Below are 23,896 nucleotides of genomic sequence, written 5' to 3'. Positions count from 1 at the left end.
CCTCCAGGTGCGGGATGCTGAGCGCTTGCTTACGGGCCATGCTACTTGTGGGTAACGTGACTGCACAGTCCCGTCGGCCGGAGCGGTGAACATCACACGTTTGCCTCGCCCCCGCCGCCCCTTCCCGTCCCGAACCTGGGGCTCCGCCCCAGACCCCGCTCCTCAGACGCCGGAGGGGCTGTCTTTTCAGCCCCTCCGGCGTCTGAGGAGCGGGGGTCCGGGGGCGGCGCCCCCGGGATGGGACGGGTAAGGGCGGCGGGGGCGAGAACCCCTCACGGCGGCGCCGTGGATCCGCGAGGTGTCAGGACCGGGGTCGGCACGGGGTGGGACCCCTGCCCTTCCCCGGTGATGACGCCGAACAACGTTCGGGCCACCTCCGCCCCGAACCCGTGCACATCATGACTCATCGCCGACAACGTCGGATGCGTCAGCCGGCACAGCTGCGAGTCGTCCCACGCCAGCAACGACACGTCGTCCGGCACCCGCAGCCCCATCTCCGCCGCCACCGACAGCCCCGCCACCGCCATGATGTCGTTGTCGTACACGATCGCCGTCGGCCGGTCGCCCGGCGCGGCGGCCAGCAGCGAGCGGGTCGCCCGCGCGCCCGCGTCCCCGGAGAAGTCCGTCGCCACCTGCCACGCCCGCGCCGCCGGCTCCAGCGCCCGCACCGCCTCGTCGAACGCGGTCGTACGGATCGCGGTGTGCCCGAGCGCCGCCGCGCCGCCCACCCGGGCGATCCGCCGGTGCCCGAGCGCCGCCAGGTACCGCACCGCCTCGGTCACGGCCGTGGCGTCGTCCGTCCACACGGAGGTCAGCCCGCCGGTCAGCGACGGGTGCCCGACGGCCACCGCCGGCAGCCCGAGCCGCCCGGCCACCGCCGGGCGGGGGTCGTCGGCGCGGAAGTCCACCAGGATCGACCCGCCGATCTGCCGGCCCCTCCACCACGACTCCATCAGCCCGACCTCCTCCTCCGGGCTGCGCACCAGCCGCAGCAGCAGCGAGCAGGACCGTTCGACCAGGACGCTCTCCACCCCGGAGATGAACTCCATGTAGAACGGCTCCAGGCCGAGCAGCCGGGCGGGCCGGCACACCGCGAGCCCCACCACGTCCACCCGCGACCCGGCCAGCGTGCGCGCGGTCGGACTCGGCGCCCAGCCCAGTTCCCGCGCCGCCCGGAAGATCCGCTCGCGGGTCGCCTCCGACAGGCCGGGTTTCCGGTTGAAGGCGAGGGACACGGCCCCCTTGGACACGCCGGCGCGCGCGGCGACGTCCTTGATGGTGACGCGGGGGGTCGGCGTTGCCGTCATCGAGTGGGCTCCACGCAGTACAGGGCGCGGCGGGCGGTGTCCGGGTCCGGAGTCTTCCAGCCCCGCACCCCGATCGTCACCTCTTCTCCGGGCAGCAGGGTCACCAGCCCCCGGTCGGCCACCGCGTCCGGGTCCAGCCGGTCGGCCTGGAGCAGCAGGTCCCGTACGAGGGTGCGGGCCGTGACCGTGATCCCGCCGGGCGCGAGGGCGACCTCGAACTCCGGGCGCGGGTACGGGATCTCCCGGTCCGGCACCGGGAAGTACGCGGCCCGCAGGCCGTCCGCGTCGGCGACCAGGAACTCCTTCGGGCCGGCCGGGACCAGGCCGGCCGGGACCTCGGTCACCGCCACCGTCCGCCCCCCGGCGGCCAGCGCCGGGCTCGCCTCCCCGAGCACCGTGCCGTCCACGGACATCCGGCGCAGCCGCAGCGTGCCGTACCAGTCCCCGGCGGACTGGTTGACCGCCGCCACCACCAGACCACCGCCGCCCCCGTCCCCGTCCGCGCGCACGGTCAGCAGCCGGTCCGCGTACAGCCGCCGCAGCTCGTGGTAGAGCGGCTTCTCCCGCCCGTCCCCGTCGATCGCGGCCCAGGACGTCACCGGCCAGCAGTCATTGAGTTGCCACACCACCGTGCCCGCGCACACCGGCCAGTGCGAGCGCCAGTGCTCGACCCCGGCGGCGATCGCACGCGCCTGGTTGACCTGCGTCAGATAGTGCCAGCGGTCGAAGTCCCCCTGCGGCACGGCGAAGTGGCGGGCCAGCCCGCGCTCCAGCTTGCCGTTGCCGTCGTCCGCCTTCTGGTGGTGCAGCATGCCGGGGGAGTCCGGCGCGAGCTCCTCCCCGGGCAGCGCCCGCCGCAGCGTGGCGTACGCGGGCGGCGCCTGCCAGCCGAACTCGGCCACGAAACGCGGCACATGGCGGCGGTAGTCGGCGTAGTCGGTACGGTTCCACACCTCCCAGGAGTGGTGCGTGCCGTGCGCCGGATCGTTGGGGTGGTGCCGCCAGGAACCGGACCAGGGGCTGCCCGCCGTGTACGGCCGCGTAGGGTCCAACTCGGCGACGACCCTGGGCAGTACGCCCAGGTAGTACCCCTCGCCCCAGGAGTCCCCGGCCAGCCCCGGCTCCCAGCCCCAGTCCCGGAACCCCCACAGGTTCTCGTTGTTGCCGTTCCACAACACCAGCGAGGGGTGCGGCATCAGCCGTACGACGTTCTCCCGGGCCTCCGCCTCCACCTCCCCGCGCAGCGGCTGCTCCTCGGGGTAGGCCGCGCACGCGAACGGGAAGTCCTGCCAGACCAGCAGTCCCAGCTCGTCGCAGGCGTCGTAGAAGTCCTCGCTCTCGTAGATCCCGCCGCCCCAGACGCGGACCAGGTCCACGCCCGCGCCGGCCGCCTGTTCCAGCCGCCGCCGGTAGCGCTCACGGGTGATCCGGGACGGGAAGACGTCGTCCGGGATCCAGTTGACGCCCCGCGCGAACAGCCGCTCCCCGTTGACGACCAGGGTGAACCCGGTGCCGTGCTCATCGGCCGAGGTGTCCAGTTCCACCGCCCGGAACCCGATCCGGCGCCGCCACGAGTCCAACGGGTCCTCACCGTGCAGCAGCGTCAACTCGACGTCGTACAGCGGTTGTTCGCCGTACCCCCGGGGCCACCACAGCCGTACGTCCGGCACCCGCAGCCGTACGGTCCCCCGCGTCCCGTCGAGCTCCGCGCGGGCGCGTACGCCGCCGACGCTCGCCTCCAGGGTGAGCGGTGCCCCGCCCCGGGAACGCTCCACGTCGACGGCCAGCTCGACCTGTCCCACGCCGTCCTCGACGGTCACCAGCGGGCGCACCCGGGCGATCCGCGCCGTCGACCAGTGCTCCAGCCGCACCGGCCGCCAGATCCCGGCCGTCACCAGCGTCGGCCCCCAGTCCCAGCCGAACGAGCAGGCCATCTTGCGCACGTACTGGTACGGCTCGGCGTACGCTCCCGGCCGCTCACCCACCGCGCCGCGCACCGCCTCGGCCTCGGCGTAGGCGGACGCGAACCGCACGGTGAGCCGCCCGCTCAGCCCCGTCACGTCGAAGCGGTACGAGCGGTGCATGTTCCGCGTCCGGCCCAGTGCCCGGCCGTCGAGCAGGACCTCGGCGACGGTGTCGAGACCGTCGAAGACCAGGTCCGTCCGCTCGTGCGCGCCCGCCCCGGCGGTCAGTTCCGTCTCGTACGTCCACTCCCGCCGACCCACCCACGCCACCTCGGTCTCGCTCCGGCCGAGGAACGGGTCGGGGATCAGCCCGGCCGCCAGCAGATCGGTGTGCACGCACCCCGGCACCGAGGCGGGGAGCGCGTCCCCCGTGCCGTCCGGGTGTCGCAGGGTCCATCCCTCGGCGAGCGGTGTGACCTGACGCATGCACACTCCCTAAACCGGTCGAGCCATGTCCGGGCAACGTCCTGGCATCGTTGGCGTGATAGAGACTTTACCGGTTCAGTGAGGGGCTGTCAGAGTGCCGAACCAGCCAACCCACTCGTGCTCGTCCGCCCCGTGAACGGAGCTGATGCACATGTACCGCCGCACCGCACTTGCCGCATCGATCGCCCTCCTCGCCCTGCTGGCCTCCGCCTGCACGGGCTCGGGAGGTTCCGCCGAGGGCGCGGACGCCGAGGCGCCCGACGACCCGTCGAAGGTCGAGGGCTCCATCACGGTCCTCACCCACCGGACCGACCTGGTGCAGGACGGGACGATGAAGAAGTACGCGGCCGAGTTCAACAAGACCTACCCCGGGGTGAAGGTCGAGTTCGACGGCCTCACCGACTACGAGGGCGAGGTCAAGATCCGTATGAACACGGAGAACTACGGCGACGTCCTCATGATCCCGGCGGTCATCGAGAAGAAGGACTACCCGAAGTTCTTCGCCTCCCTCGGCACCAAGGCCGAACGCGGCGCCAAGTACCGCTTCACCGACTACTCCACCGTCGACGGCAAGGTCTACGGCCAGAGCCCCCTCGGGGTCGTCCCCGGCTTCATCTACAACAAGAAGGTGTGGAGCGAGGCCGGCGTCACCGACTGGCCCACCACCCCCGCCGAGTTCCTCGACGACCTGAAGGCGATCAGGTCGAGGACCGACGCGGTGCCGTACTACACCAACTTCAAGGACATGTGGCCGCTGACCCAGTGGACCAACGTCAACGGCTCCGTCGGCTGCGACACGAACGCCACCACGGAGCTCGCCGAGGGCGACCCCTGGGCCGAGGGCGCCGACCTGCGCGTGGGCGACACCCTGCTCCACGACATCGTCAGCGGCGGACTCGCGGAGAAGGACCCGACCACCACCAACTGGGAGGGCTCCAAGCCCAAGCTGGCCAAGGGGGAGATCGCCACCATGTGGCTCGGCTCCTGGGCCGTCGTCCAGATGCGGGACGCCGCGGAGCAGGCCGGCACCGACCCCGCCGACATCGGCTTCATGCCCTTCCCCGCGCAGAAGGACGGCGCCTTCTGCGCGGTGACCTCCCCGGACTACCAGCAGGCCGTCAACGTCCACTCCGACCACAAGGAAGCCGCCCGCGCCTGGATCGACTGGTTCACCGACGAGTCCGGCTACGCGGCGGCCAACCTCGCCCTGTCCCCGCTGAAGGACGCACCCCTGCCCGACATCCTCAAGCCGTACGAGGAGAAGGGCGTCAAGCTCATCGACCTCGACGACACCAAGGGCGGTGAGGTGAAGACCATCGACAACCGGTCCGAGGTCGGCATCTACAAGCCCGACTACCGCCAGGAACTCGTCGACCTCGCCCGCGGCGCCCGCGAAGGCGGCCTCGACGACTTCCTCGCGGACCTCGGCGAACGATGGGCCGAGGCGCGGAACTCGCTGGGGTCCTGATGACGGACACCACCCGCAAGGCGGCGCGGCCGGCGGCCCCGGCCACGCCCGCCGGACCGAAGCGGGCCGCGCCCGCCCCGCGCCGCACCCGGCTGACCCGCCGCCTCACCCCGTGGCTCTTCCTGACCGCCCCGCTGGCCCTGCTGCTGACCTTCACCTACGCGCCGATCGCCAACATGCTCGCGTACAGCTTCACCGACTGGGACGGCGTCAGCCCGGAACTGAACTGGACCGGCACCGAGAACTACACCGAACTCCTCACCCGCTCCGAGCTGTTCGAGGTCTTCTTCGTCAGCGGCTACTACCTCGCCGCCTCCGTGGCGCAGATCGTCCTCGCCCTCTACTTCGCCACGATCCTCAGCTTCGACGTCCGCTTCCGGAACTTCTTCAAGGGCGTGCTGTTCTTCCCGTACCTGATCAACGGGGTGGCGATCGGCTTCGTCTTCCTCTACTTCTTCCAGGACGGCGGCACCCTCGACTCCGTACTGCGCCTGCTCGGCGTCGAGACCGACCACGCCTGGCTGGGCACGCCGTTCTCCGCCAACACCTCACTCGCCGGCGTCTCCGTCTGGCGCCACCTGGGCCTGAACTTCGTCCTCTTCCTCGGCGCCATCCAGTCCATCCCGGGCGAGCTGTACGAGGCGGCCGAGATCGACGGCGCGAACCGCTGGCAGCAGTTCCGGCACATCATCGCGCCCGGCATCAAACCCGTACTGAGCCTGAGCGTGATCCTCTCCGTCTCCGGCTCGCTCTCGGTCTTCGAGATCCCGTACATCATGACCGGCGGCGCCACCGGCACCGAGACCTTCGTGATCCAGACCGTGAAGCTGGCCTTCCAGTTCAACAAGACGGGGCTCGCCTCGGCCGCCGCCGTCGTCCTGCTGCTGATCGTCCTGGCGGTCACCTGGGTGCAGCGGCGCATCGTCCCCGACGAGAGGGTGGACCTCGTATGACCCGCCGCACCGTGGCCCGCGCCCTCGTGTACCTGTCGCTGGTCCTCGCCACGCTCGTCGTGCTGCTGCCGCTCACCGTGGTCTTCCTGACCTCGCTGAAGTCCCCGCAGGAGATGGCGGGCGGCAGCGGGGCGCTCGCCCTGCCCGACGACCCGCTGAACCTCGACAACTACGTGACCGCGTTCCGGGACGGGCAGATGCTGTCCGCGTTCGGCAACACGGCGGTCATCCTGGTCGTCGCCGTCGGCGGCACCATCCTCATCGGCTCGATGACGGCGTACGCGATCGACCGCTTCCACTTCCGCTTCAGGAAGCCGGTCGTCGCCCTGTTCCTGCTCGCCGCGCTGGTCCCCGGGGTGACCACCCAGGTGGCGACCTTCCAGATCGTCGACAGCCTCGGCATGTTCGACAGCCTGTGGGCGCCGATCGCGCTCTACATGGGCACGGACATCGTGTCGATCTACATCTTCCTGCAGTTCATCCGCTCCATCCCGATCTCCCTGGACGAGGCGGCCCGCCTGGACGGCGCGGGCGCCTTCACGGTCTACCGCAAGGTGATCCTCCCGCTGCTCAAACCGGCCATCGCGACGGTGGTGATCGTGAAGGGGATCAACGTCTACAACGACTTCTACATCCCCTTCCTCTACCTGCCCTCCGAGGACCTCGGCGTGATCTCGACGTCCCTGTTCCGCTTCAAGGGCCCCTTCGGCGCGCACTGGGAGACCATCTCGGCGGGCGCGGTCCTGGTCATCCTCCCCACCCTGCTGGTCTTCCTCTTCCTCCAGCGCTTCATCTACAACGGCTTCATGAGGGGAGCGACGAAGTAGGGGACCGCTCCGCCGGGAGGCACGGGACGAACCCGGCCGCCTCGCCGTCCACGGCGAGCCGGCCGGCGGGTGCCCGGCGCGTACGCGGTGCGGTGGGTCAGCGCGCCGTCCGCGTGTGGACGTACTCCACGAGACGGGTCAGGGCGTCCGGGTCGGTGGACGGCATGACGCCGTGGCCGAGGTTGAAGACGTGGCCCTCCAGGCCGGCGGCCGCCTCCAGGACCTCCCGCGCCTTCGCCTCGACGGCCTCCCGGCCGGCGAACAGCACGGTCGGGTCCAGGTTGCCCTGGAGCGCCTTGCCGGGGCCGACGCGACGGGCGGCCTCGTCCAGCGGGACGCGCCAGTCGACGCCCACGACGTCCGCGCCGGCCTCACCCATCAGACCGAGGAGCTCACCGGTGCCGACACCGAAGTGGATGCGCGGGACGCCGTGACCGGCGACCTTGCGGAACACCTTCGCCGAGGCGGGCAGCACCGAGCGCCGGTAGTCGGCCGGGGCCAGCGCGCCGGCCCAGGAGTCGAAGAGCTGGACGGCCGAGGCACCGGCCGCGATCTGCACCTCGAGGAACGCGGCCGTGATGTCGGCGAGGCGGTCGAGCAGGTCGGCCCACAGCTCCGGGTCGCCGTACATCATCGCCTTGGCGTTCTCGTACGTACGGGACGGGCCGCCCTCGACGAGGTAGCTCGCGAGGGTGAAGGGGGCGCCCGCGAAGCCGATCAGCGGGGTGGACCCGAGCTCGCGGGTCAGCATGCCGATCGCCTCGGTGACGTAGGTGACGTCCTCGGGGGTGAGGTCGCGCAGCCGGGCGAGGTCGGCGCGGGTGCGCACGGGCTGCTCGACGACCGGGCCGACGCCGGGCTTGATGTCGAGGTCGACGCCGATGGCCTTGAGGGGGACGACGATGTCGCTGAAGTAGATCGCCGCGTCCACCTGGTGGCGGCGCACCGGCTGGAGCGTGATCTCGGTGACCAGCTCGGGACGCATGCAGGAGTCGAGCATCCCGATGCCCTCGCGGACCTTGCGGTACTCCGGCAGTGAGCGCCCGGCCTGCCGCATGAACCACACCGGCGTGTGCGGCACGGGTTCGCGGCGGCACGCCTTGAGGAAGGCCGATTCCTGGACTGTGTCGTTCCTGACGGGATCGGGGGTCGAGGTCGGCGTCTGGCCCGTCGGGCTCGCGTTGGCACTCACACCGGCAAGTCTCGCACGACCCGCCGGCGCGCCCGGACCCCAGGGCCCGCCGGGCGGGATCCGGACACCGTCGGGCGGCGCGGGTGTCCCTCCCTGCGCCGGGGGCCCGTTCCGCTTAATCTTCCCCGCATGGCTGCGGCTCAGGGACGACTGTCGGACGGCGCTGGCGGAATGGACGAGCGGAAGGAGACCGGAGGGGACCCCGGACAGGGGGGTGCGGGAGGTGCGCCCCCGCTGTCCTTCCGGGCCGCTGTCGAGGCGCTGCGCTGCGCGCGGCTGCGTCCGCAGATCGAGGTGGATCCCGCGCCCGCTCCGAAGCGGCTCGCCCCGTACGCGTACGCGCTGGAGGCGACGGTCGTCGACGGCGAGCAGGACCTGGCCGACGGCCGGCTGGTGCTGCTGCACGACCCGGCCGGACACGACGTTTGGCGGGGCGCCTTCCGCCTGGTGACGCTGGTGCGCGCGGAGCTGGAGCCGGAGATGGCGGCGGATCCGCTGCTGCCGGACGTGTGCTGGTCCTGGCTGACCGGTGCGCTGACGGCGCGCGGACTGACGTACGGCGAGCCGAGCGGCACGGTGACGCGCGCGAGTTCCCACTACTTCGGCGGGCTGTCCGAGCGGCCCGCCGCCTCGCAGATCGAGATCCGGGCCTCCTGGACGCCCCGGGAGGGCCTGGGCGGGGTTCCGGACGCGGCCGTCCACCTGGTCGCGTGGTCCGATCTGCTGGCGCAGGTCGCGGGGCTGCCGCCGGCCGTTCCGGGGGACGCGTCCGTGGTGACGCTGCCGCAGCGCAGGGGGCCGCGGTCGCGCTGAGCTCCCCGCCGGGTGCCCGCGGCGGCCGTGAGCGTCCATCTCTTTGTCGACACGGCCACTTTCGGAAGCTTTGTGACGCGGATCGAAACCGTTCGATCTTCGAATGATCGCTCGTGCGTCCGAATTGTTCGGATTGTTACTCATCCCTTCGTGATCATTCGTTAAAGGACACCAGGTTTATTGCCGAAGACGACTGTGACCTTGAAAGCACGGTTCGTCCCGGCTCCACCCCCCACGAGCCGCCCCCGTCCCGCACCCCAGGAGGCCTGGTGTCCGTTCTCCTCGAGCAGCCCGCAAGCCTGGTCGCCTACCGCCCGAACAAGCCGACCGCCATGGTGGTCGTGGCCGACCCGCGCGTCCGTTCCACCGTCACCCGCCATCTGTGGGCGCTCGGTGTGCGCGATGTCATCGAGGCCTCGTCCGTCGCGGAGGCTCGTCCCCGCATCGGCAACCCCCGCGACATCTGCGTCGCCGAAGTCCACCTGCCGGATGGTTCCGGCCTCACCCTCCTCTCGGAGACCCGCGCGGCGGGCTGGCCCAACGGCCTCGCCCTCTCCGCCGCCGACGACATCGGCGCCGTGCGCAACGCCCTCGCCGGCGGAGTGAAGGGGTACGTCGTCACCGGCACCCGCACCAACCTCGGGCTCCCCATCCGACCCGGTGCCGCCCCCATCGGTGCCGCCGCCCGCCTGCACCGCCGCCCCCCGGGTGCCCCGAGCCACCCGGGCGGCTACCGGGAGCTGTCCGGCCGCGAGGTCGAGGTGCTGCGGCTGGTGGCGGAGGGCCAGTCGAACAAGGCGATCGGCGTGTCGATGGGCCTGTCCGCACTGACCGTCAAGAGCCACCTCGCCCGCATCGCCCGCAAGCTCGGCACGGGCGACCGCGCCGGCATGGTGGCGGTGGCCCTGCGCACCGGCATCATCCACTGACCACTTCCGGCCACTTCCGACCACCCCACCCGTCCGCCCCCTCCGCCCCGCCCACGGGCACGCGCACACCCTCTTGCACCCTCCCGACCGGAATACGACCCGCAGGCGCCCGTCACGGAACACGACCGTCGACGGGCGCCTGCGTGACACGGATACCCTTGACAGGTGACCGACGCCCACGACACCGCAGCAGACCGTTCACTGCGCACCACCGGAGGCGCCCCTCCGGACGACGGCGGATCTTCTGTTACGGAGGCGCCGATCCCCTTGCTCGAGCCGCGCGAGGGCATCCCGCCCGTGATCGCGGACGAGGCCGCCCTCGCCGAGGCGGTCGCCGCCTTCGCCGCGGGCAGCGGCCCCGTCGCCGTGGACGCCGAGCGCGCCTCCGGCTACCGCTACGGCCAGCGCGCCTACCTCGTCCAGCTGCGCCGCGAGGGCGCCGGGACCGCGCTGATCGATCCCGTCGCCTGCCCCGACCTGTCCGGGCTCGGCGAGGCGCTGTCCGGCGCCGAGTGGGTCCTGCACGCCGCCACCCAGGACCTGCCCTGCCTCCGCGAGATAGGCATGGTGCCCACCCGCCTCTTCGACACCGAGCTGGCCGGACGCCTCGCCGGGTTCCCCCGGGTCGGGCTCGGCGCGATGGTCGAGAACGTGCTCGGCTTCGTCCTGGAGAAGGGCCACTCCGCCGTCGACTGGTCCACCCGCCCGCTGCCCGAGCCCTGGCTGCGCTACGCCGCCCTCGACGTCGAGCTCCTGGTCGACCTGCGTGACGCGCTGGAGAAGGAGCTGGACCGGCAGGGCAAGCTGGACTGGGCACGGCAGGAGTTCGACGCGATCGCCTCGGCCCCGCCGCCCGAGCCCCGCAAGGACCCCTGGCGGCGCACCTCCGGCATGCACAAGGTGCGCCGGCGCCGGCAGATGGCCGTCGTGCGGGAGCTGTGGCAGACCCGCGACCGGATCGCGCAGCGCCGGGACGTCTCCCCGGGCAAGGTGCTCTCGGACGCGGCGATCGTGGAGGCCGCGCTCGCCCTCCCGGCCAACCTCCACGCCCTCGCCGCGCTCAACGGGTTCGGGCAGCGCGTGGGGCGGCGCCAGCTGGAGCAGTGGCAGGCGGCCGTCGACCGGGCGAAGGCGCTGAGCGAGGCACAGCTGCCCCAGCCCGGCCAGCCGGTGACCGGACCCCCGCCGCCGCGCGCGTGGGCCGACAAGGACCCGGCGGCCGCGGCGCGGCTGTCCGCGGCCCGGGCGGGGATCAGCGAGCTCGCCGAGCGGCTGAACATGCCGCCGGAGAACCTGATCACGCCGGACACGGTGCGCAGGGTCTGCTGGGAGCCGCCGGCGCTGGTGCGCGCCGAGTCCGTCGGGGCCGCCCTCACCGAGCACGGGGCGCGACCGTGGCAGGTGGAGCAGGTCACCCCGGTGCTGGTGACGGCGCTGTCCGCGAAGGGGGCGTAGCGGGACTCCGCCGTTGCCGAGGAGGGGGCGTGGCGGACCCCGCCGTTATCCCCGCCCCGGCCGCGCCCGCCGCCCGAAGAGGACGCCGCGCGGCTCGGGCGGCGGCGGTGTGCCCGGGCGCAGCGGCCAGGCGAGCAGCATGCCGGCCACGAAACCGACGACGTGCGCCACGTACGCCACCGTCCCGGCGTCGGTGACGCCCTGGCCCGACGAGTACACCGCCTGGAGCACGAACCACAGGCCCAGCACGATCCAGGCGGGCAGCCGCAGCGGCAGGAAGACCAGGAACGGTACGAGGACCCAGACGCGCGCCTTCGGATACAGCACCAGGTAGGCGCCCAGCACCCCGGCGATCGCCCCGGAGGCGCCGATCAGGGGCTCGCCCGAGTCGGCGTTCAGCAGGGAGAAACCGTACGAGGCCGCGTAACCGCAGACGGCGTAGAAGAGCAGGAAGCGGACGTGGCCCATGCGGTCCTCGACGTTGTTGCCGAAGATCCACAGGAACAGCATGTTGCCCAGCAGGTGCGGCCAGCCGCCGTGCAGGAACATCGCCGTCAGGACGCTCAGCTCCGGTGACTTGTCGTAGCCCGGCGGGCCGATCACGCATCCCGGCCCCCGCGGGCCCACCCCGGTGCCGCCCGTGGGCACCAGGTCCGGCATCCGGTGGTGGATCAGCTCCCGCGGCACCACCGCGTACCGTTCCAGGAACGCCTGGAGGTGGCACAGGTCGGCCAGGCCGCTCCCGCCGGTCAGCGAACCGACGACACCCGGCGTGAGGACGACGAAGACGACGACGTTGGCGGCGAGCAGCGCGTACGTCACCCAGGGGGTGCGCCGCGCGGGATTCACGTCATGGACGGGGATGACCACACCCCCCTTGTGCCCGGGCGGCGGCCGGTGAATCCGCGGCTCCGCTGAACGCCGCCGTCCGGTCGTGCGTATGACCCGTCGACCGTCCGCGGCCCGGGGAAGGGGCCGTGGGGCCGACGTGAGGAAACTGGCGATGGACGACCGAGTGACTCCCGCGATGCACGCGCTGCCCGACGGCGAGGCCGAGCTCACGCTCGTGGTGCGCCTCCCGTGGGAGGACGTCGCCCGGCTGGGGCAGGAGGCGGGGCGGCTCGCCTCGCAGATGCGGCGGCCGGTGACGCTGGACGAGGCGGTGAGCCACCGGCTGCGCTCGGTGCGGGGGGCCGCGCACGCGAAGCCGGCGGCGCAGGCGCCGACGCCCGCGCAGGACACCGGCGCGTCGGTGGCGTCGTTGCCGTCACGCCCTCCGGCGGAGCAGGCGCGGCAGGCGATCGAGAGGATCAACGGGACGGCGTGAGGGGTGTTCGGTGTGCGCCGTAGGGGCGAGGCCGAGTGCCCCCGAAGGGGCGCCCGGCCCGCCCCTCCTCACGCGGTCGCACGGATCCTCGCCGCAGCCTTCCTGGCCGCCACCAGTACCGGGTCCCAGACCGGGGAGAACGGGGGCGCGTAGCCCAGGTCCAGGGTCGTCATCTGATCCACCGTCATGCCGGCGGTGAGGGCGACCGCCGCGATGTCGACGCGCTTGCCCGCGCCCTCGCGGCCGACGATCTGGACGCCGAGGAGCCGGCCCGTGCGGAGTTCGGCGAGCATCTTCACCGTCATGGGGGAGGCGTTCGGGTAGTAGCCCGCGCGGCTGGTCGACTCGATGGTGACCGCCTCGAACCGCAGGCCCACGCGGTGGGCGTCCTTCTCCCGCAGCCCGGTGCGGGCGATCTCCAGGTCGCACACCTTGCTGACCGCCGTACCGACCACGCCGGGGAAGGTGGCGTAGCCGCCTCCGGCGCCCGCGCCGATGATCTGGCCGTGCTTGTTGGCGTGCGTGCCCAGCGGGATGTGCCGCTGCTGTCCGGAGACCAGGTCGAGGACCTCCACGCAGTCGCCGCCGGCCCAGATGTTCTCGTGCCCGCGCACCCGCATCGACCGGTCGGTGAGCAGCCCGCCGTGTTCCCCCAGGGGGAGTCCGGCGGCCCGTGCCAGGGTGGTTTCCGGGCGCACCCCGATGCCGAGCACGACGACGTCCGCCGGGTACTCGGCGTCCTCGGTGACGACCGCCCGCACCCGGCCGTCGTCCCCGGTGAGCAGCCCGGTGACCTCGGCGTCGTTCACCATGGTGATGCCCATGCCCTCCATGGCCTCACGCACCAGGCGCCCCATGTCGGGGTCGAGGGTCGCCATGGGCTCCTCGCCGCGGTTGACGACCGTCACCTCGTAGCCGCGTCTGATCATCGCCTCGGCCATCTCCACGCCGATGTAACCCGCCCCGACGACCACCGCGCGGCGCCCGCGCGTGCGGGACAGCGTGTCCAGAAGGGCCTGCCCGTCGTCCAGGGTCTGCACGCCGTGCACCCCGGGGGCGTCCATGCCGGGCAGCTCCGGGCGGACCGGCCGCGCACCGGTCGCGATCACCAGTTTGTCGTACGACGTCCAGGACTCGGCGCCGGAATCGAGGTCCCGCGCGCGGACCCGCCCCCGCTCGAGGTCGAGCTCCGTGACCTCGGTGCGCAGCCGCAGGTCGATGTCCCGCGCGCGGTGCTCCTCGGCGGTGCGGGCGATCAGCCGGTCCCGGTCGGGGACGTCACCGCCCACCCAGTAGGGGATGCCGCACGCCGAGAAGGAGGTGAAGCGGCCGCGTTCGAACGCGACGATCTCCAGCTCGTCCGGCCCCTTCAGCCGGCGGGCCTGTGACGCCGCGGACATCCCCGCGGCGTCACCGCCGATCACCACCAGGCGTTCCCTCGTACCGCGCGCATCGCTCATGGTCATGCGAACACGCTACGGGGCAGGGGAGTTCAGGATCGCCCGAGGGCCCCTCAGCCCTTGTCCTCCCCGTCCCCGTCGGACGCCGGGCGGGGCGCCGACGACGGCACCGGAGGGGCCGCCGGCAGTGGGCCCGGGGCGCTCGGCACGGGCGCCGGCGCCGGCCGCCGCGACAGCCGGGGGCGTACGGCCTTCCGCCACAGCAGGGCCAGCAGCGCCGCCACCGCCGCGAACGGCAGCACCGCGCCGATCGCCACCGCCAGCCAGCGCAGCATCGTCACGAACGCGCCCCAGCCGCCCGCGAGGGCGTCCAGGAAACCGGGGTCCTCCTCGTCCTCGGCGGCCTCCTTCACCGGCGTCTCCGTGAGGGTGAGGGTGATGGTGGCCAGGCTCGTGCGGTCCTTCAGGGACGCCTGCCGGGCGAGCAGGGACTCCAGATCGGCCTGGCGACTGCTGAGTTCGCCCTCGAGGGTGACCACGTCACTGAGCTTGGTGGCCCGGTCCATCAGCTCGCGGATGCGGGCCACGCTGGCGCGCTGGGAGGTGATGCGGCTCTCCACGTCGACCACCTGGTCGGTGACGTCCTGCGCCTTGGCGTTGCGTTCGAGGAGCTTGCCCGTGCCCTCCAGGCCGGCGAGGACCTCGTCGTACTTCCCGACGGGCACGCGCAGCACCACGCGCGTGTGCTCGTGGCCCGCCGCGTCCCTGTCGGTGGTCTCGTCGCCGATGTGGCCGCCGGCGGTCTCGGTCGTCGTGCGGGCCTCGTCCAGCGCCTTCGGTACGTCCTCGACCCGTACGGTCAGGGAGGCGGTGCGGATGACGTGGTCCGCGGTGACCTTCGGCGCCGCGGTCGCCTTCGCGCCGTCCGCCGCGCCGCCGCCCGCACCCTGCCGCGCGTCCTCCTGCGCGGCCTGCCCCTCCGCCGGCGCGGCGGCGGCCTTGTCGGCGGCCCCGGACCCGCCGGAGTCGTCGCCCGCGCCGCCGCACCCGCTGACGGCGAGGGCCGCCGCCAGCAGGACCCCGGCCAGGGCGTGGGCGGGGCGCAGGGATCGTCGTATACGCATGTGGGGCTCCCCCGGTGTCGTGATGACTGACGCTCCTTCGACGCGGCAGGGGTGCGGAACGTTGGCGCCGGACGGTCCCGATGCGGTCACGGTAGGGACTCGAGGGGGCCACATGGCCCTGGCGGGGGCGCCGGGGGCGTTTGAGAGGGTGGAGCCATGAGCGGATCACATACGGGCTCCGGGCAGCACATCGTCGTCGTCGGAGCCGGAATCGCCGGGCTGGCCGCCGCGCACCGGCTGCGGGAACACGGGGCACGGGTCACCGTGCTGGAGGCCTCGGACCGGGTCGGCGGCAAACTGCTGCCGGGAGAGATCGCGGGCGTGCGCGTCGACCTCGGCGCCGAGTCACTGCTGGCCCGCCGCCCCGAGGCGGTGGGCCTCGCCCGCGCGGTGGGCCTCGCCGGCCGGCTCCAGCCGCCGGCCACCGCCACCGCCTCGCTGTGGACCCGGGGCGCCCTGCGCCCCATGCCCAAGGGCCACGTCATGGGCGTGCCCGGCACCGCCGAAGCCCTCGCCGGCGTCCTCTCCGACGAGGGGCTGGCCCGGATCGGGCGCGACGCCGACCTGCCCCGCACCGAGGTCGGCGACGACGTGGCCGTCGGCGAGTACGTGGCGGCGCGCGTCGGCCGCGAGGTCGTCGACCGCCTGGTGGAGCCCCTCCTCGGCGGGGTGTACGCGGGCGACGCGTACCGCATCTCGATGCGCTCGGCGGTCCCGCAGCTCTTCGAGGCCGCCCGCACCCACACCTCCCTCACCGAGGCGGTCCGCGGGATCCAGGCGAAGTCCGCCGCCTCGGCGCCGGCCGGCCCCGTCTTCATGGGCATCGCGGGCGGAGTGGGCACCCTCCCGCTCGCGGTCGCCGGCGCGCTGCGGGCGGACGGCGTCGAGATCCTCACCGGCACGCCGGTCACCGAGCTGCGCCGGGAACCGGAGGACGGCTGGCGGATCGTCGCCGGCGACCGGACCCTGCGCGCCGACGGGGTCGTCGTCGCCGTCCCCGCCCCGGCCGCCGCCGCCCTGCTGCGCGCCGAGGCGCCCGGCGCCGCCGCCGAGCTCGCCGGCGTCGAGTACGCCTCCATGGCGCTGATCACCCTCGCCTACCGCCGCGCGGAGACCGCCCTGCCCGAGGGCAGCGGATTCCTGGTGCCGCCCGTCGACGGCCGCACCGTCAAGGCGTCCACCTTCGCCTCCGCCAAATGGGGCTGGATCGCCGAGGAGAACCCGGACCTGGTCGTCCTGCGCGCCTCCGTGGGCCGCCACGGCGAGACGGAGATCCTCGACCGCGACGACGTCGGCCTCGTGGAGGTCGCCCGGCACGACCTGAAGGCCGCCGTCGGCCTGGACGCCGCCCCGGTCGCCACCCGCGTCACCCGCTGGCAGGACGGCCTGCCCCAGTACCCCGTCGGCCACCACGCGCGCGTCGCCCGCGTCCGCGAGCACCTCGCGGGCCTCGCCGGGCTCGCCGTGTGCGGCGCGGCCTACGACGGCGTCGGCGTCCCCGCGTGCATCGCGAGCGCGTACGCCGCCGCCGACCAGATCCACGGTGACCTGCACGCTGTGCAGGAACTCACCGCCCACCCGGTGCAGAGCCTCCACGGCGGAGCAGGAGAATGAAGGACATGAGTGACGACGCCACCACCCCCGCCCCCGACCGGATCCCGAACAAGGGCAAGCTGGCCAAGGACCTCAACGAGGTCATCCGCTACACCCTCTGGTCCGTCTTCAAGCTGAAGGACGTCCTGCCGGAGGACCGCGCCGGGTACGCCGACGAGGTCCAGGAGCTCTTCGACCAGCTCGCCGCCAAGGACGTCACGGTCCGCGGCACCTACGACCTGTCGGGCCTGCGCGCGGACGCCGACCTCATGATCTGGTGGCACGCCGAGACCGCCGACCAGCTCCAGGAGGCCTACAGCCTCTTCCGCCGCACGAAGCTGGGCCGCGCCCTCGAGCCGGTCTGGTCGAACATGGCGCTGCACCGGCCCGCCGAGTTCAACCGGTCGCACATCCCGGCGTTCCTCGCCGACGAGACGCCCCGCGACTACGTGAGCGTCTACCCCTTCGTGCGCTCCTACGACTGGTACCTGCTGCCCGACGAGGACCGTCGGCGCATGCTCGCCGACCACGGCAAGATGGCCCGCGGCTACCCCGACGTGCGCGCCAACACGGTCGCCTCGTTCTCGCTCGGCGACTACGAGTGGATCCTCGCCTTCGAGGCCGACGAACTGCACCGGATCGTCGACCTCATGCGCCACCTGCGCGGCTCGGAGGCCCGGATGCACGTCCGTGAGGAGGTCCCGTTCTTCACGGGCCGCCGCAAGAACGTCGCGGAACTGGTCGCGGGCCTGGCCTGATCAGACGGCGGGCCGGGTCCGCCCCGACCGCCGGCCCGCCGGCTCCGGTTCGGGTTCCGGGTGCGGTGCGCAGGAGGCGCGCCGCCCCGGGACCCGGCCGTCCAGCAGGTACGCCTCCAGGTGGCCGTGCACACAGGCGTTGGTGCCGCCCGCGAGGCCGTGGCCGCCGGCGTCCCGCTCGGTCACCAGCGCCGACCCCGCCAGCCGCCGGTGCAGCTCCAGGGCCCCGTCGTACGGGGCGGCCGCGTCCCGCTCCGCCGCCAGGATCAGCGTCGGCGGCAGCGCGCCGCTGCCCGCGCGCACGTCCAGCGGCCGCTGCCGGGGCGCCCGCCAGTAGGCGCACGGCAGGTTGGTCCACACGTTGCCCCAGGTCTCGAAGGGCGCCCGGCGCGCGAGCCGGGTGTTGTCCCGGTCCCACACCGCCCAGTCCGTCGGCCAGGGCGCGTCGTTGCATTCCACGGCGAGGTACACCGCCCGCGCGTTCTCCGCCTCCGCCGCCGCCTCCGGATACTCCTGGGCCTGTTCGACCAGCGGCGCGGGATCGCCCTTCAGGTACGCCGACAGCGCGTGCGCGCGGTGCGGCCAGTGGTCGTCGTAGTAGGCGGCCTTCAGGAACGCCGCCTGCAACTGCCCGGGCCCGACCTTCCCGCCCGCCGGTTCCTCCGCCAGCCGGGCGCGGGCCCGGTCGTAACCGTCCTGCACCTCGCGCGCCGTGTCCCCCAGCCCGTACACGGCGTCGTGCCGGGCGGTCCAGGCCTTGAAGTCCGCCCAGCGGTCCTCGAACGCCGCCGACTGGTCGAGGTTGTTGCGGTACCAGATCCGCTCCGGGTCCGGGTTCACCGCCGAGTCGAACACCATCCGCCGCACGTGCGAGGGGAACAAGGTGGCGTACAGCGCCCCGAAGTACGTGCCGTACGACGATCCGAGGAACGTCAGCCGGTTCTCGCCGAGCGCGGCGCGCAGGACGTCCAGGTCACGGGCGTTGTTGAGCGAGTGGTAGTGCCGCAGCGCGTCGCCGGTCCGCTCGGCGCAGCCCCGCGCGTACGCCTCGGCCCGCGCGACGCGCTCCCGCTTGTACGCCGCCGAGGGGTGGACGGGCGCCTTCGAGGGGCCCTCGAAGAACGTCCCCGGGTCCGTGCAGGACAGCGGGGCCGAACGGCCCACCCCGCGCGGGGCGTAGCCGACGAGGTCGTAGGCCGCCGCGAGGCGCTTCCACTCGGGCAGCGCGCCCACCATGGGGAAGTACATGCCGGTGGCGCCCGGCCCGCCCGGGTTGTGGACCAGGGCGCCCTGCCGGGGCACCGCGCGCCCGCCGCCGTCGGGATCCTTCCCGGTGGCCCGGGCGCGGCTGACGGTGAGTTCGATCTGTTTCCCGTCGGGGCGGGCGTAGTCGAGCGGGACGCGGACCGTGCCGCACTGGACGGTACCGGGGAGCTCCTGTCCGTCGGGGCACGGGCCGAAGTCGATGCCCTCGGCCGCGGCCCGCGCGGCGGCCGTCGCGGTGCCGCGCAGCTCGGCGGTGGGGGTTCCCGCGCCGGCCGGGGCGGCGGCCAGGGTGGTGAGCAGCAAGGACCCGGCGGCCACATGGACGGCGGCGGCGGTTCTCATCGACGATCCCTTCGGTACACGATGGCGACAAAAGGGATGTTTCGTGCGTCGGTGGGGTGAGGCAAGCACCGTACGCCGGGGTGTCGGCGTCAGTGCCCCCGGGGAGGCGTCCGGTGTGCGAAGGCCGCGCGCAGTTCCGGCTCGCCCACCGCGCGGATGCCGTGCACCGCGACGGAGGTGAGATACGCGTGGTCGTCGCCGGCGCCGTGGGGCAGCGCGCCCAGCAGACGCTGACCGGCCGGGGAGGCCCAGGGTGAGTACGGGTGGACCTCGAACCGCGCGATGGCCAGACAGCCCAGCGCGAGGAGCAGCGGCAGCGCGAACCACAGCGCGACGACGAGGCGCGGCACGCCCGACGGGACGGGCATGAGCAGGGCGGCCACCCCCAGTCCCGCCACGACCGGCACGGCGAGCCGCACCTGCCGCACCGCCTCCGCGACGGTCGTCCCGGCGCCGTCGGGCACCGCCAGTCCGGCACCGACCAGCCGCTCGGCGATTCCGCGCACGGCGTCCGCGGTCGCCGCGGCGGCCCGCACCGGCGCGATCGGCGACTGCCCCTGGGGCCCTATCGCCCCTATCACCGACCGCTCCATCTCGTCCCGCCCGCACGGATCGACGACCGTCGCCCAGCCGGTGTGCGCGAGGAGCAGCCGCCGCTGACGGGCCATCGCGACGAGCGTGAGGTCGGCGACCCGTCCGGGACCACCGGACAGGAACGCCGCCTCGTACAGCGTCAGATCGCGCTCCGCTCCCGCGTCGGAGCCGGCCGCGGCGGCGCCGCGCACGGCGGTCAGACACAGCCGCAGGCACGTCACACCGGCGACGGCCCAGGCCAGGAGCAGAAGAGGAACCCAGAACATGAAATGTTTGTAAGCGCGCGGTCGTGACAACACCATGCCCTGTTCACGATCCGGGACGGAGCGGTACCGGTATGCGACGTTCCGCTCGGATTGCCGGGCGCCGGCGGTCAGCGCCGCAGCAGCACCCGCCGCGTGGCCCGTGCCAGCCGTACCGTCGGCCTGGCCGAACGCGGCCTCGGCCCCGACCGCTCCAGCCACCACTCCCGCAACTCCCGCCGCACGGCCGTGTTCTCCGGCCGCCCGGCCAGTACGTGCTCGGCGAAGTCCAGCGCGTCCCGCCGGTAGCCGCCGGTCATCGGCTGCGTCTGCGCGTACGCGAGGAACGCGGCCCGGTATCCCCTCCCGAGGATCACCGGCAGCTCGGGCGCCACCTTGGCGACGACATCGGCCCGCTTGGCGGCGAGCGCCCGCGCCTGCACTCCCATCCGCACCCGGTCGAACCCCTCCGGTACGGGTGTCCCGGCGACCAGCGCGGACAACACCGCGGTCTGCGCGAGCGCGAGCCGCTCCCGGACGGCCTCGAGGGAGCCCTGCCGCGACTCGGGCCGGACACCCGCGCCCGTTGCTGTGCTCGTGCCCATCGCCGTGCCCGCGCCCCGGCGTCCCGCCCCCTCCTCGACCGCCCGCCGGATCGCGCCCAACTCCCGCTCCATCTCCTCCGCTTCCGGGAAGTTCTCGTCCCGCTCCAGCAGCACGCCGGGAGGGGAGACCCGGGAGGCGAGGTCGGTGAGGACCGCGAGCACGGGCTCCGGAACAGGGTGCGCGTGGCTGTCGTGCCACACGCCGTCCCGCTCGAACCCGCCCGCGACATGGACGTACGCGATGGCCTCCAGGGGCAGTCCGGCGAGCGCCTCGGCCGGGTCCTCGCCCCGGTTGACGTGGTTGGTGTGCAGGTTGGCGACGTCGATGAGGAGCCGTACGCCGGTCCGGTCGGCCAGCTCGTACAGGAACTGGCCCTCGGTCATCTCCTCGCCGGGCCACGAGAACAGCGCGGCGATGTTCTCCACGGCGAGCGGCACGGGCAGCGCGTCCTGCGCGATGCGGACGTTCTCGCACAGCACGTCGAGGGCGTCACGGGTGCGCGGCACCGGCAGCAGGTGCCCGGCCTCGATCGGCGACGACGCGGTCAGCGCCCCGCCCGCCCGGACGAACGCGATGTGCTCGGTGACGAGCGGCGACCCGAGCCTCTCGGCCCGCTCGGCGAGGGCGGCCAGCCGCCCCTCGTCGGGCCGCTCGGCCCCGCCCAGCCCCAGCGAGACCCCGTGCGGCACGACGGTCACCCCGCGCTCCCGCAGCCGCACCAGCGATGCGGGCAGATGCTCCGGGCAGACGTTCTCGGCCACGACCTCGACCCAGTCGATCCCCGGCATGTGCTCGACGGCCTCCGCGATCTCCGGCCGCCACCCGATCCCCGTCCCCAGTCGCACCATCGTCCCCTCCTCCGCCGGTGTGTCCGGCCCCCCCGTAGGTGAAGGGGATATGGCCTCCCGGCGCGTCCCCGAACCGCGCCCGGCCCGCCTTCAGAGGAACATTTGAGGTTAGGGGCGCGCCGGCCGGGCGAAGCCGGCGAGCGTACGGAAGTCGTCCTCCCGGAGCCCGATCCGCGGGTCGACGTGATGCAGCAGCCCGGCCGCGGGGTGGTGGGCGGCCACATACGCCCGGTCGAGCTCGCTCTGCTCGTCGTCCACCCAGGCGAACGGGCGCCCGCCCGCGTACTCCACCAGCGGACCGGTCTTCCAGTGCACTCCGTCGGGCCGCTCCCGGAACAGGGCGTCACCGAAGTCGACGAAGGGCAGCTCGGGCAGCCCGAGCCGGGGACCGATCCACCGGTTGGCGTCCCCCATCCAGGTCGTCGCCCAGCACAGCTCGTACCCGAGCCGGAGGAGAGCCGGCCCGTGCTCCGGGCTGAGCCACACGCGCAACGGCCGCCGACGCGACGACAACGGCCCCCGCTCCACCGGCACCCGAAGCGTGATGTACCCGGCGGGGCGCCTCTCCGGCTTGGCCGCGTAGGGATTGAGCGGGCCGTCGACGTCGAGGAAGAGCAACGGTCGGTTCACGGTGTCTCCTCGATGTCCGTCGCCCGGCCCTCCCCGGTCGTCCGCTCCTCCGCGCGCGGCCCCAGGGCCTGTACGTGGCCGGCTCGTTCCCCACACTCCCTCACGGACTTCGGAGGGCGCAGTGGCAACCTACCCGACATCCTGAGCAACTCCTTGTTCCGTCAGGCACGTTGACGCTCTCCATGCTCAGTACTACGTTGCGAGAGCGCTCTCACACCCCCACATCCGCCGAGCACCCTGCCCCGTGCGCCGGGCCGTCGCCTCCCCCGTCGAAGGCTCCCGCGCACGGCCACACCAGGTGACATCAGGGCAGGAAGGCGCCCCACCCAGGGAGCAGACCGCCCATGAATCCCGTACGGAGATCACGCCGGTGGCGTTCCGCCGCGGCGCTCGGCCTCGTCCTCGCGCTGTGCGCGCTGCTGCCGCGGACCGCGGCAGCCGACGACACGGCGAGCGCGGCGGCCGCCGTCTGCAACAAGTACTGCGACGCCCGCGACCCCGCCCTCTCCCCGGGCGACCGCACACCCGTCACGGCGAGTGTCCACGGACGCTCGATCGTCCTCCACTTCGACGACGCCGACGCCATGGGCTGGGCCTCCGTCGGCAACGGGAACCCCGGCGACGAGGTCTGGCTCGACCGCTCCTTCGACGGCGGCCGGACCTGGAGCTCGGGAAGCAGGCTCGGCGCCACCGCCGTACCGTCCGGGCGGCGCGGCTGGCGCACCCTGATGTACAACGTCGACGACTGGGGCGCGCACGGCGTCGGCGCGCTGCGGGCCTGCGGCAAGGCCGGTGACCGCCCCGAGATCGCCTGCACCGCCTGGGCCCGCACCACCTGGAACGCCGGCGACCGGCGCACCGCCGCGGCCACCGGACTGATGACGCTCTACGACTACTCCACGGGCCTGTTCGCCACCACCGGCTGGTGGAACTCGGCGAACGCCCTCACCTCCGTCATCGACAACATCCGCGTGTCGGGCATGGGCAGCTACCGGTACGCCGTCGCCCGCACCTACGACCTCAACGTGAACGCGCGCGACGGCCAGTTCCGCAACGAGTACATCGACGACACCGGCTGGTGGGGCCTGGCCTGGGTGGCCGCCTACGACCTGACCGGCGACAGCCGCTACCTCGCCACCGCCCGCGCGGACGCCGACCACATGGCCGCGTACTGGGACTCCACCTGCGGCGGCGGGGTGTGGTGGAGCACCGCGCGGACGTACAAGAACGCCATCGCGAACTCCCTCTACATCGAGCTCAACGCCGCGCTGCACAACCGGATCCCGGGGGACCGGACCTACCTCGACCGGGCACGGGCCGGCTGGTCCTGGTTCCGGGGCACGGGCATGGTGAACGGCTCGAACCTGGTCAACGACGGCATCGACCTGGGCACCTGCCGCAACAACGGCGACACGGTGTGGTCGTACAACCAGGGCGTGCTCCTCGGCGCCCTCACCGAGCTGTACCGGGCGACCGGCGACGGCGCCCTGCTCACCGACGCGCGCCGGATCGCCGACGCCGCCACCACCTCGTCCGCGCTCAACACGGCGGACGGCATCCTGCGCGACCCCTGCGAGAACGGCGACTGCGGTGCGGACGGGCCGTCGTTCAAGGGGGCGCACGTGCGCGGGCTCGGGGAGCTGAACACCGTCCTCGCCGACCACCCGTACACCCCCTACCTCCGACGCCAGGCCGACCGCGCCCACGCGAGCGACCGCAACGCCCTCGACCAGTACGGGCTGCGCTGGTACGGGCCCCTCGACAAGGTCGACGCGGCGCGTCAGCACAGCGCCGTCGACCTGTTCAACGCCGCGCCCTGACCGACGGAAAGG

General features: G+C 73.3%; 20 protein-coding genes. 10 read left to right on the top strand and 10 right to left on the bottom strand.

The genetic code is table 11. The annotated features are described in order from the left end of the window. Positions 1 to 272: 272 nt before the first annotated feature. Both ACH5AO_RS25640 and ACH5AO_RS25635 read right to left on the bottom strand, forming a co-directional pair. Entirely contained in the window at positions 273 to 1,307 is a 1,035-nt protein-coding gene (locus tag ACH5AO_RS25640; protein WP_398928455.1) for a LacI family DNA-binding transcriptional regulator, read from the bottom strand. Further along, positions 1,304 to 3,697: a glycoside hydrolase family 2 protein gene (locus tag ACH5AO_RS25635; protein WP_398928453.1), complete on the bottom strand. Its 2,394-nt coding sequence runs from the start codon at positions 3,695 to 3,697 to the stop codon at positions 1,304 to 1,306. The genes ACH5AO_RS25640 and ACH5AO_RS25635 overlap by 4 nt, the downstream gene beginning before the upstream one ends. Positions 3,698 to 3,848: 151 nt before the next feature. Here ACH5AO_RS25635 and ACH5AO_RS25630 point away from each other — a divergent pair, with 151 nt between their 5' ends. From ACH5AO_RS25630 to ACH5AO_RS25620, 3 genes are read left to right on the top strand one after another with little or no spacing between them, the layout of a single operon-like run. Continuing rightward, positions 3,849 to 5,165: an ABC transporter substrate-binding protein gene (locus ACH5AO_RS25630; RefSeq protein WP_398928450.1), complete on the top strand. Its 1,317-nt coding sequence runs from the start codon at positions 3,849 to 3,851 to the stop codon at positions 5,163 to 5,165. Continuing rightward, positions 5,165 to 6,118, top strand: a complete 954-nt coding sequence (locus tag ACH5AO_RS25625; protein WP_398928447.1) for a carbohydrate ABC transporter permease — start codon at positions 5,165 to 5,167, stop codon at positions 6,116 to 6,118. Before ACH5AO_RS25630 ends, ACH5AO_RS25625 begins: the two co-directional genes overlap by 1 nt. Beyond that, positions 6,115 to 6,945, top strand: a complete 831-nt coding sequence (locus tag ACH5AO_RS25620) for a carbohydrate ABC transporter permease (RefSeq protein WP_398928445.1) — start codon at positions 6,115 to 6,117, stop codon at positions 6,943 to 6,945. Before ACH5AO_RS25625 ends, ACH5AO_RS25620 begins: the two co-directional genes overlap by 4 nt. Positions 6,946 to 7,042: 97 nt before the next feature. Here ACH5AO_RS25620 and hemE read toward each other — a convergent pair whose 3' ends face one another. Continuing rightward, complete coding sequence (gene hemE, locus ACH5AO_RS25615) at positions 7,043 to 8,137, bottom strand: uroporphyrinogen decarboxylase (protein ID WP_398928443.1); 1,095 nt, start codon at positions 8,135 to 8,137, stop codon at positions 7,043 to 7,045. A gap of 129 nt (positions 8,138 to 8,266) precedes the next feature. On the opposite strand from hemE, the gene ACH5AO_RS25610 reads away from it, so the two are divergent. The 3 genes from ACH5AO_RS25610 (at position 8,267) to ACH5AO_RS25600 (ending at position 11,334) form a co-directional block, all read left to right on the top strand. Next, complete coding sequence (locus ACH5AO_RS25610; RefSeq protein ID WP_398928441.1) at positions 8,267 to 8,950, top strand: DUF3000 domain-containing protein; 684 nt, start codon at positions 8,267 to 8,269, stop codon at positions 8,948 to 8,950. 269 nt (positions 8,951 to 9,219) lie between these two features. Then, positions 9,220 to 9,879, top strand: coding sequence for a LuxR C-terminal-related transcriptional regulator (locus ACH5AO_RS25605; RefSeq protein WP_398928438.1), 660 nt, complete (start codon positions 9,220 to 9,222; stop codon positions 9,877 to 9,879). Between the two features lie 165 nt (positions 9,880 to 10,044). Beyond that, positions 10,045 to 11,334: a ribonuclease D gene (locus tag ACH5AO_RS25600; protein ID WP_398928436.1), complete on the top strand. Its 1,290-nt coding sequence runs from the start codon at positions 10,045 to 10,047 to the stop codon at positions 11,332 to 11,334. Between the two features lie 45 nt (positions 11,335 to 11,379). Here the strand turns inward: ACH5AO_RS25600 and ACH5AO_RS25595 are convergent, their stop codons facing one another. Then, the gene (locus ACH5AO_RS25595; protein WP_398928434.1) at positions 11,380 to 12,204 is read right to left on the bottom strand and encodes a rhomboid family intramembrane serine protease; all 825 of its coding nucleotides are present in this window, start codon (positions 12,202 to 12,204) and stop codon (positions 11,380 to 11,382) included. Positions 12,205 to 12,337: 133 nt separating this feature from the next. Here ACH5AO_RS25595 and ACH5AO_RS25590 point away from each other — a divergent pair, with 133 nt between their 5' ends. Further along, the gene (locus tag ACH5AO_RS25590) at positions 12,338 to 12,661 is read left to right on the top strand and encodes a hypothetical protein (RefSeq protein ID WP_398928432.1); all 324 of its coding nucleotides are present in this window, start codon (positions 12,338 to 12,340) and stop codon (positions 12,659 to 12,661) included. Between the two features lie 68 nt (positions 12,662 to 12,729). Here ACH5AO_RS25590 and ACH5AO_RS25585 read toward each other — a convergent pair whose 3' ends face one another. Then, entirely contained in the window at positions 12,730 to 14,127 is a 1,398-nt protein-coding gene (locus ACH5AO_RS25585; protein ID WP_398928430.1) for an FAD-dependent oxidoreductase, read from the bottom strand. 47 nt (positions 14,128 to 14,174) lie between these two features. Beyond that, positions 14,175 to 15,185 carry a DUF4349 domain-containing protein gene (locus ACH5AO_RS25580; protein WP_398928428.1) on the bottom strand — a complete coding sequence of 337 codons (1,011 nt, stop codon included), beginning with the start codon at positions 15,183 to 15,185 and terminating at the stop codon, positions 14,175 to 14,177. Between the two features lie 156 nt (positions 15,186 to 15,341). Between ACH5AO_RS25580 and hemG the strand changes: the two genes are divergently transcribed. Next, entirely contained in the window at positions 15,342 to 16,799 is a 1,458-nt protein-coding gene (gene hemG / locus ACH5AO_RS25575) for a protoporphyrinogen oxidase (protein WP_398928426.1), read from the top strand. A gap of 5 nt (positions 16,800 to 16,804) precedes the next feature. Beyond that, a complete protein-coding gene (hemQ, locus tag ACH5AO_RS25570; protein ID WP_398928424.1) occupies positions 16,805 to 17,536 on the top strand; it encodes a hydrogen peroxide-dependent heme synthase in 732 nt (243 codons plus the stop codon). Here the strand turns inward: hemQ and ACH5AO_RS25565 are convergent, their stop codons facing one another. The 4 genes from ACH5AO_RS25565 to ACH5AO_RS25550 form a co-directional block, all read right to left on the bottom strand. Beyond that, on the bottom strand, positions 17,537 to 19,144 hold the full coding sequence (locus tag ACH5AO_RS25565; protein ID WP_398928422.1) for an alpha/beta hydrolase: 1,608 nt from the start codon (positions 19,142 to 19,144) through the stop codon (positions 17,537 to 17,539). Positions 19,145 to 19,233: 89 nt separating this feature from the next. Beyond that, positions 19,234 to 20,004 carry a TIGR04222 domain-containing membrane protein gene (locus ACH5AO_RS25560; RefSeq protein ID WP_398928420.1) on the bottom strand — a complete coding sequence of 257 codons (771 nt, stop codon included), beginning with the start codon at positions 20,002 to 20,004 and terminating at the stop codon, positions 19,234 to 19,236. Between the two features lie 107 nt (positions 20,005 to 20,111). Next, positions 20,112 to 21,434: a DUF692 domain-containing protein gene (locus tag ACH5AO_RS25555; RefSeq protein ID WP_398928418.1), complete on the bottom strand. Its 1,323-nt coding sequence runs from the start codon at positions 21,432 to 21,434 to the stop codon at positions 20,112 to 20,114. Between the two features lie 108 nt (positions 21,435 to 21,542). After that, entirely contained in the window at positions 21,543 to 22,064 is a 522-nt protein-coding gene (locus ACH5AO_RS25550) for a hypothetical protein (protein ID WP_398928415.1), read from the bottom strand. 344 nt (positions 22,065 to 22,408) lie between these two features. On the opposite strand from ACH5AO_RS25550, the gene ACH5AO_RS25545 reads away from it, so the two are divergent. Continuing rightward, positions 22,409 to 23,884: a glycoside hydrolase family 76 protein gene (locus ACH5AO_RS25545; RefSeq protein WP_398928413.1), complete on the top strand. Its 1,476-nt coding sequence runs from the start codon at positions 22,409 to 22,411 to the stop codon at positions 23,882 to 23,884. Positions 23,885 to 23,896: the final 12 nt, after the last annotated feature.

It is taken from the genome of Streptomyces sp. NPDC018964, from assembly GCF_044390325.1.
Taxonomy (GTDB): domain Bacteria; phylum Actinomycetota; class Actinomycetes; order Streptomycetales; family Streptomycetaceae; genus Streptomyces.
Note: the sequence above shows the minus strand (reverse complement) of the source record. Positions and strands in the feature narration are given on the sequence as shown.

What these genes read in the sequence shown, in the direction of transcription:
- ACH5AO_RS25640 (WP_398928455.1), bottom strand. Translation starts at nt 1,307, where the DNA reads ATGACGGCAACGCCGACCCCCCGCGTCACCATCAAGGACGTCGCCGCG.
- ACH5AO_RS25635 (WP_398928453.1), bottom strand. Translation starts at nt 3,697, where the DNA reads ATGCGTCAGGTCACACCGCTCGCCGAGGGATGGACCCTGCGACACCCG.
- ACH5AO_RS25630 (WP_398928450.1), top strand. Translation starts at nt 3,849, where the DNA reads ATGTACCGCCGCACCGCACTTGCCGCATCGATCGCCCTCCTCGCCCTG.
- ACH5AO_RS25625 (WP_398928447.1), top strand. Translation starts at nt 5,165, where the DNA reads ATGACGGACACCACCCGCAAGGCGGCGCGGCCGGCGGCCCCGGCCACG.
- ACH5AO_RS25620 (WP_398928445.1), top strand. Translation starts at nt 6,115, where the DNA reads ATGACCCGCCGCACCGTGGCCCGCGCCCTCGTGTACCTGTCGCTGGTC.
- ACH5AO_RS25610 (WP_398928441.1), top strand. Translation starts at nt 8,267, where the DNA reads ATGGCTGCGGCTCAGGGACGACTGTCGGACGGCGCTGGCGGAATGGAC.
- ACH5AO_RS25590 (WP_398928432.1), top strand. Translation starts at nt 12,338, where the DNA reads ATGGACGACCGAGTGACTCCCGCGATGCACGCGCTGCCCGACGGCGAG.
- ACH5AO_RS25585 (WP_398928430.1), bottom strand. Translation starts at nt 14,127, where the DNA reads ATGACCATGAGCGATGCGCGCGGTACGAGGGAACGCCTGGTGGTGATC.
- ACH5AO_RS25580 (WP_398928428.1), bottom strand. Translation starts at nt 15,185, where the DNA reads ATGCGTATACGACGATCCCTGCGCCCCGCCCACGCCCTGGCCGGGGTC.
- hemG (WP_398928426.1), top strand. Translation starts at nt 15,342, where the DNA reads ATGAGCGGATCACATACGGGCTCCGGGCAGCACATCGTCGTCGTCGGA.
- hemQ (WP_398928424.1), top strand. Translation starts at nt 16,805, where the DNA reads ATGAGTGACGACGCCACCACCCCCGCCCCCGACCGGATCCCGAACAAG.
- ACH5AO_RS25565 (WP_398928422.1), bottom strand. Translation starts at nt 19,144, where the DNA reads ATGAGAACCGCCGCCGCCGTCCATGTGGCCGCCGGGTCCTTGCTGCTC.
- ACH5AO_RS25560 (WP_398928420.1), bottom strand. Translation starts at nt 20,004, where the DNA reads ATGTTCTGGGTTCCTCTTCTGCTCCTGGCCTGGGCCGTCGCCGGTGTG.
- ACH5AO_RS25555 (WP_398928418.1), bottom strand. Translation starts at nt 21,434, where the DNA reads ATGGTGCGACTGGGGACGGGGATCGGGTGGCGGCCGGAGATCGCGGAG.
- ACH5AO_RS25545 (WP_398928413.1), top strand. Translation starts at nt 22,409, where the DNA reads ATGAATCCCGTACGGAGATCACGCCGGTGGCGTTCCGCCGCGGCGCTC.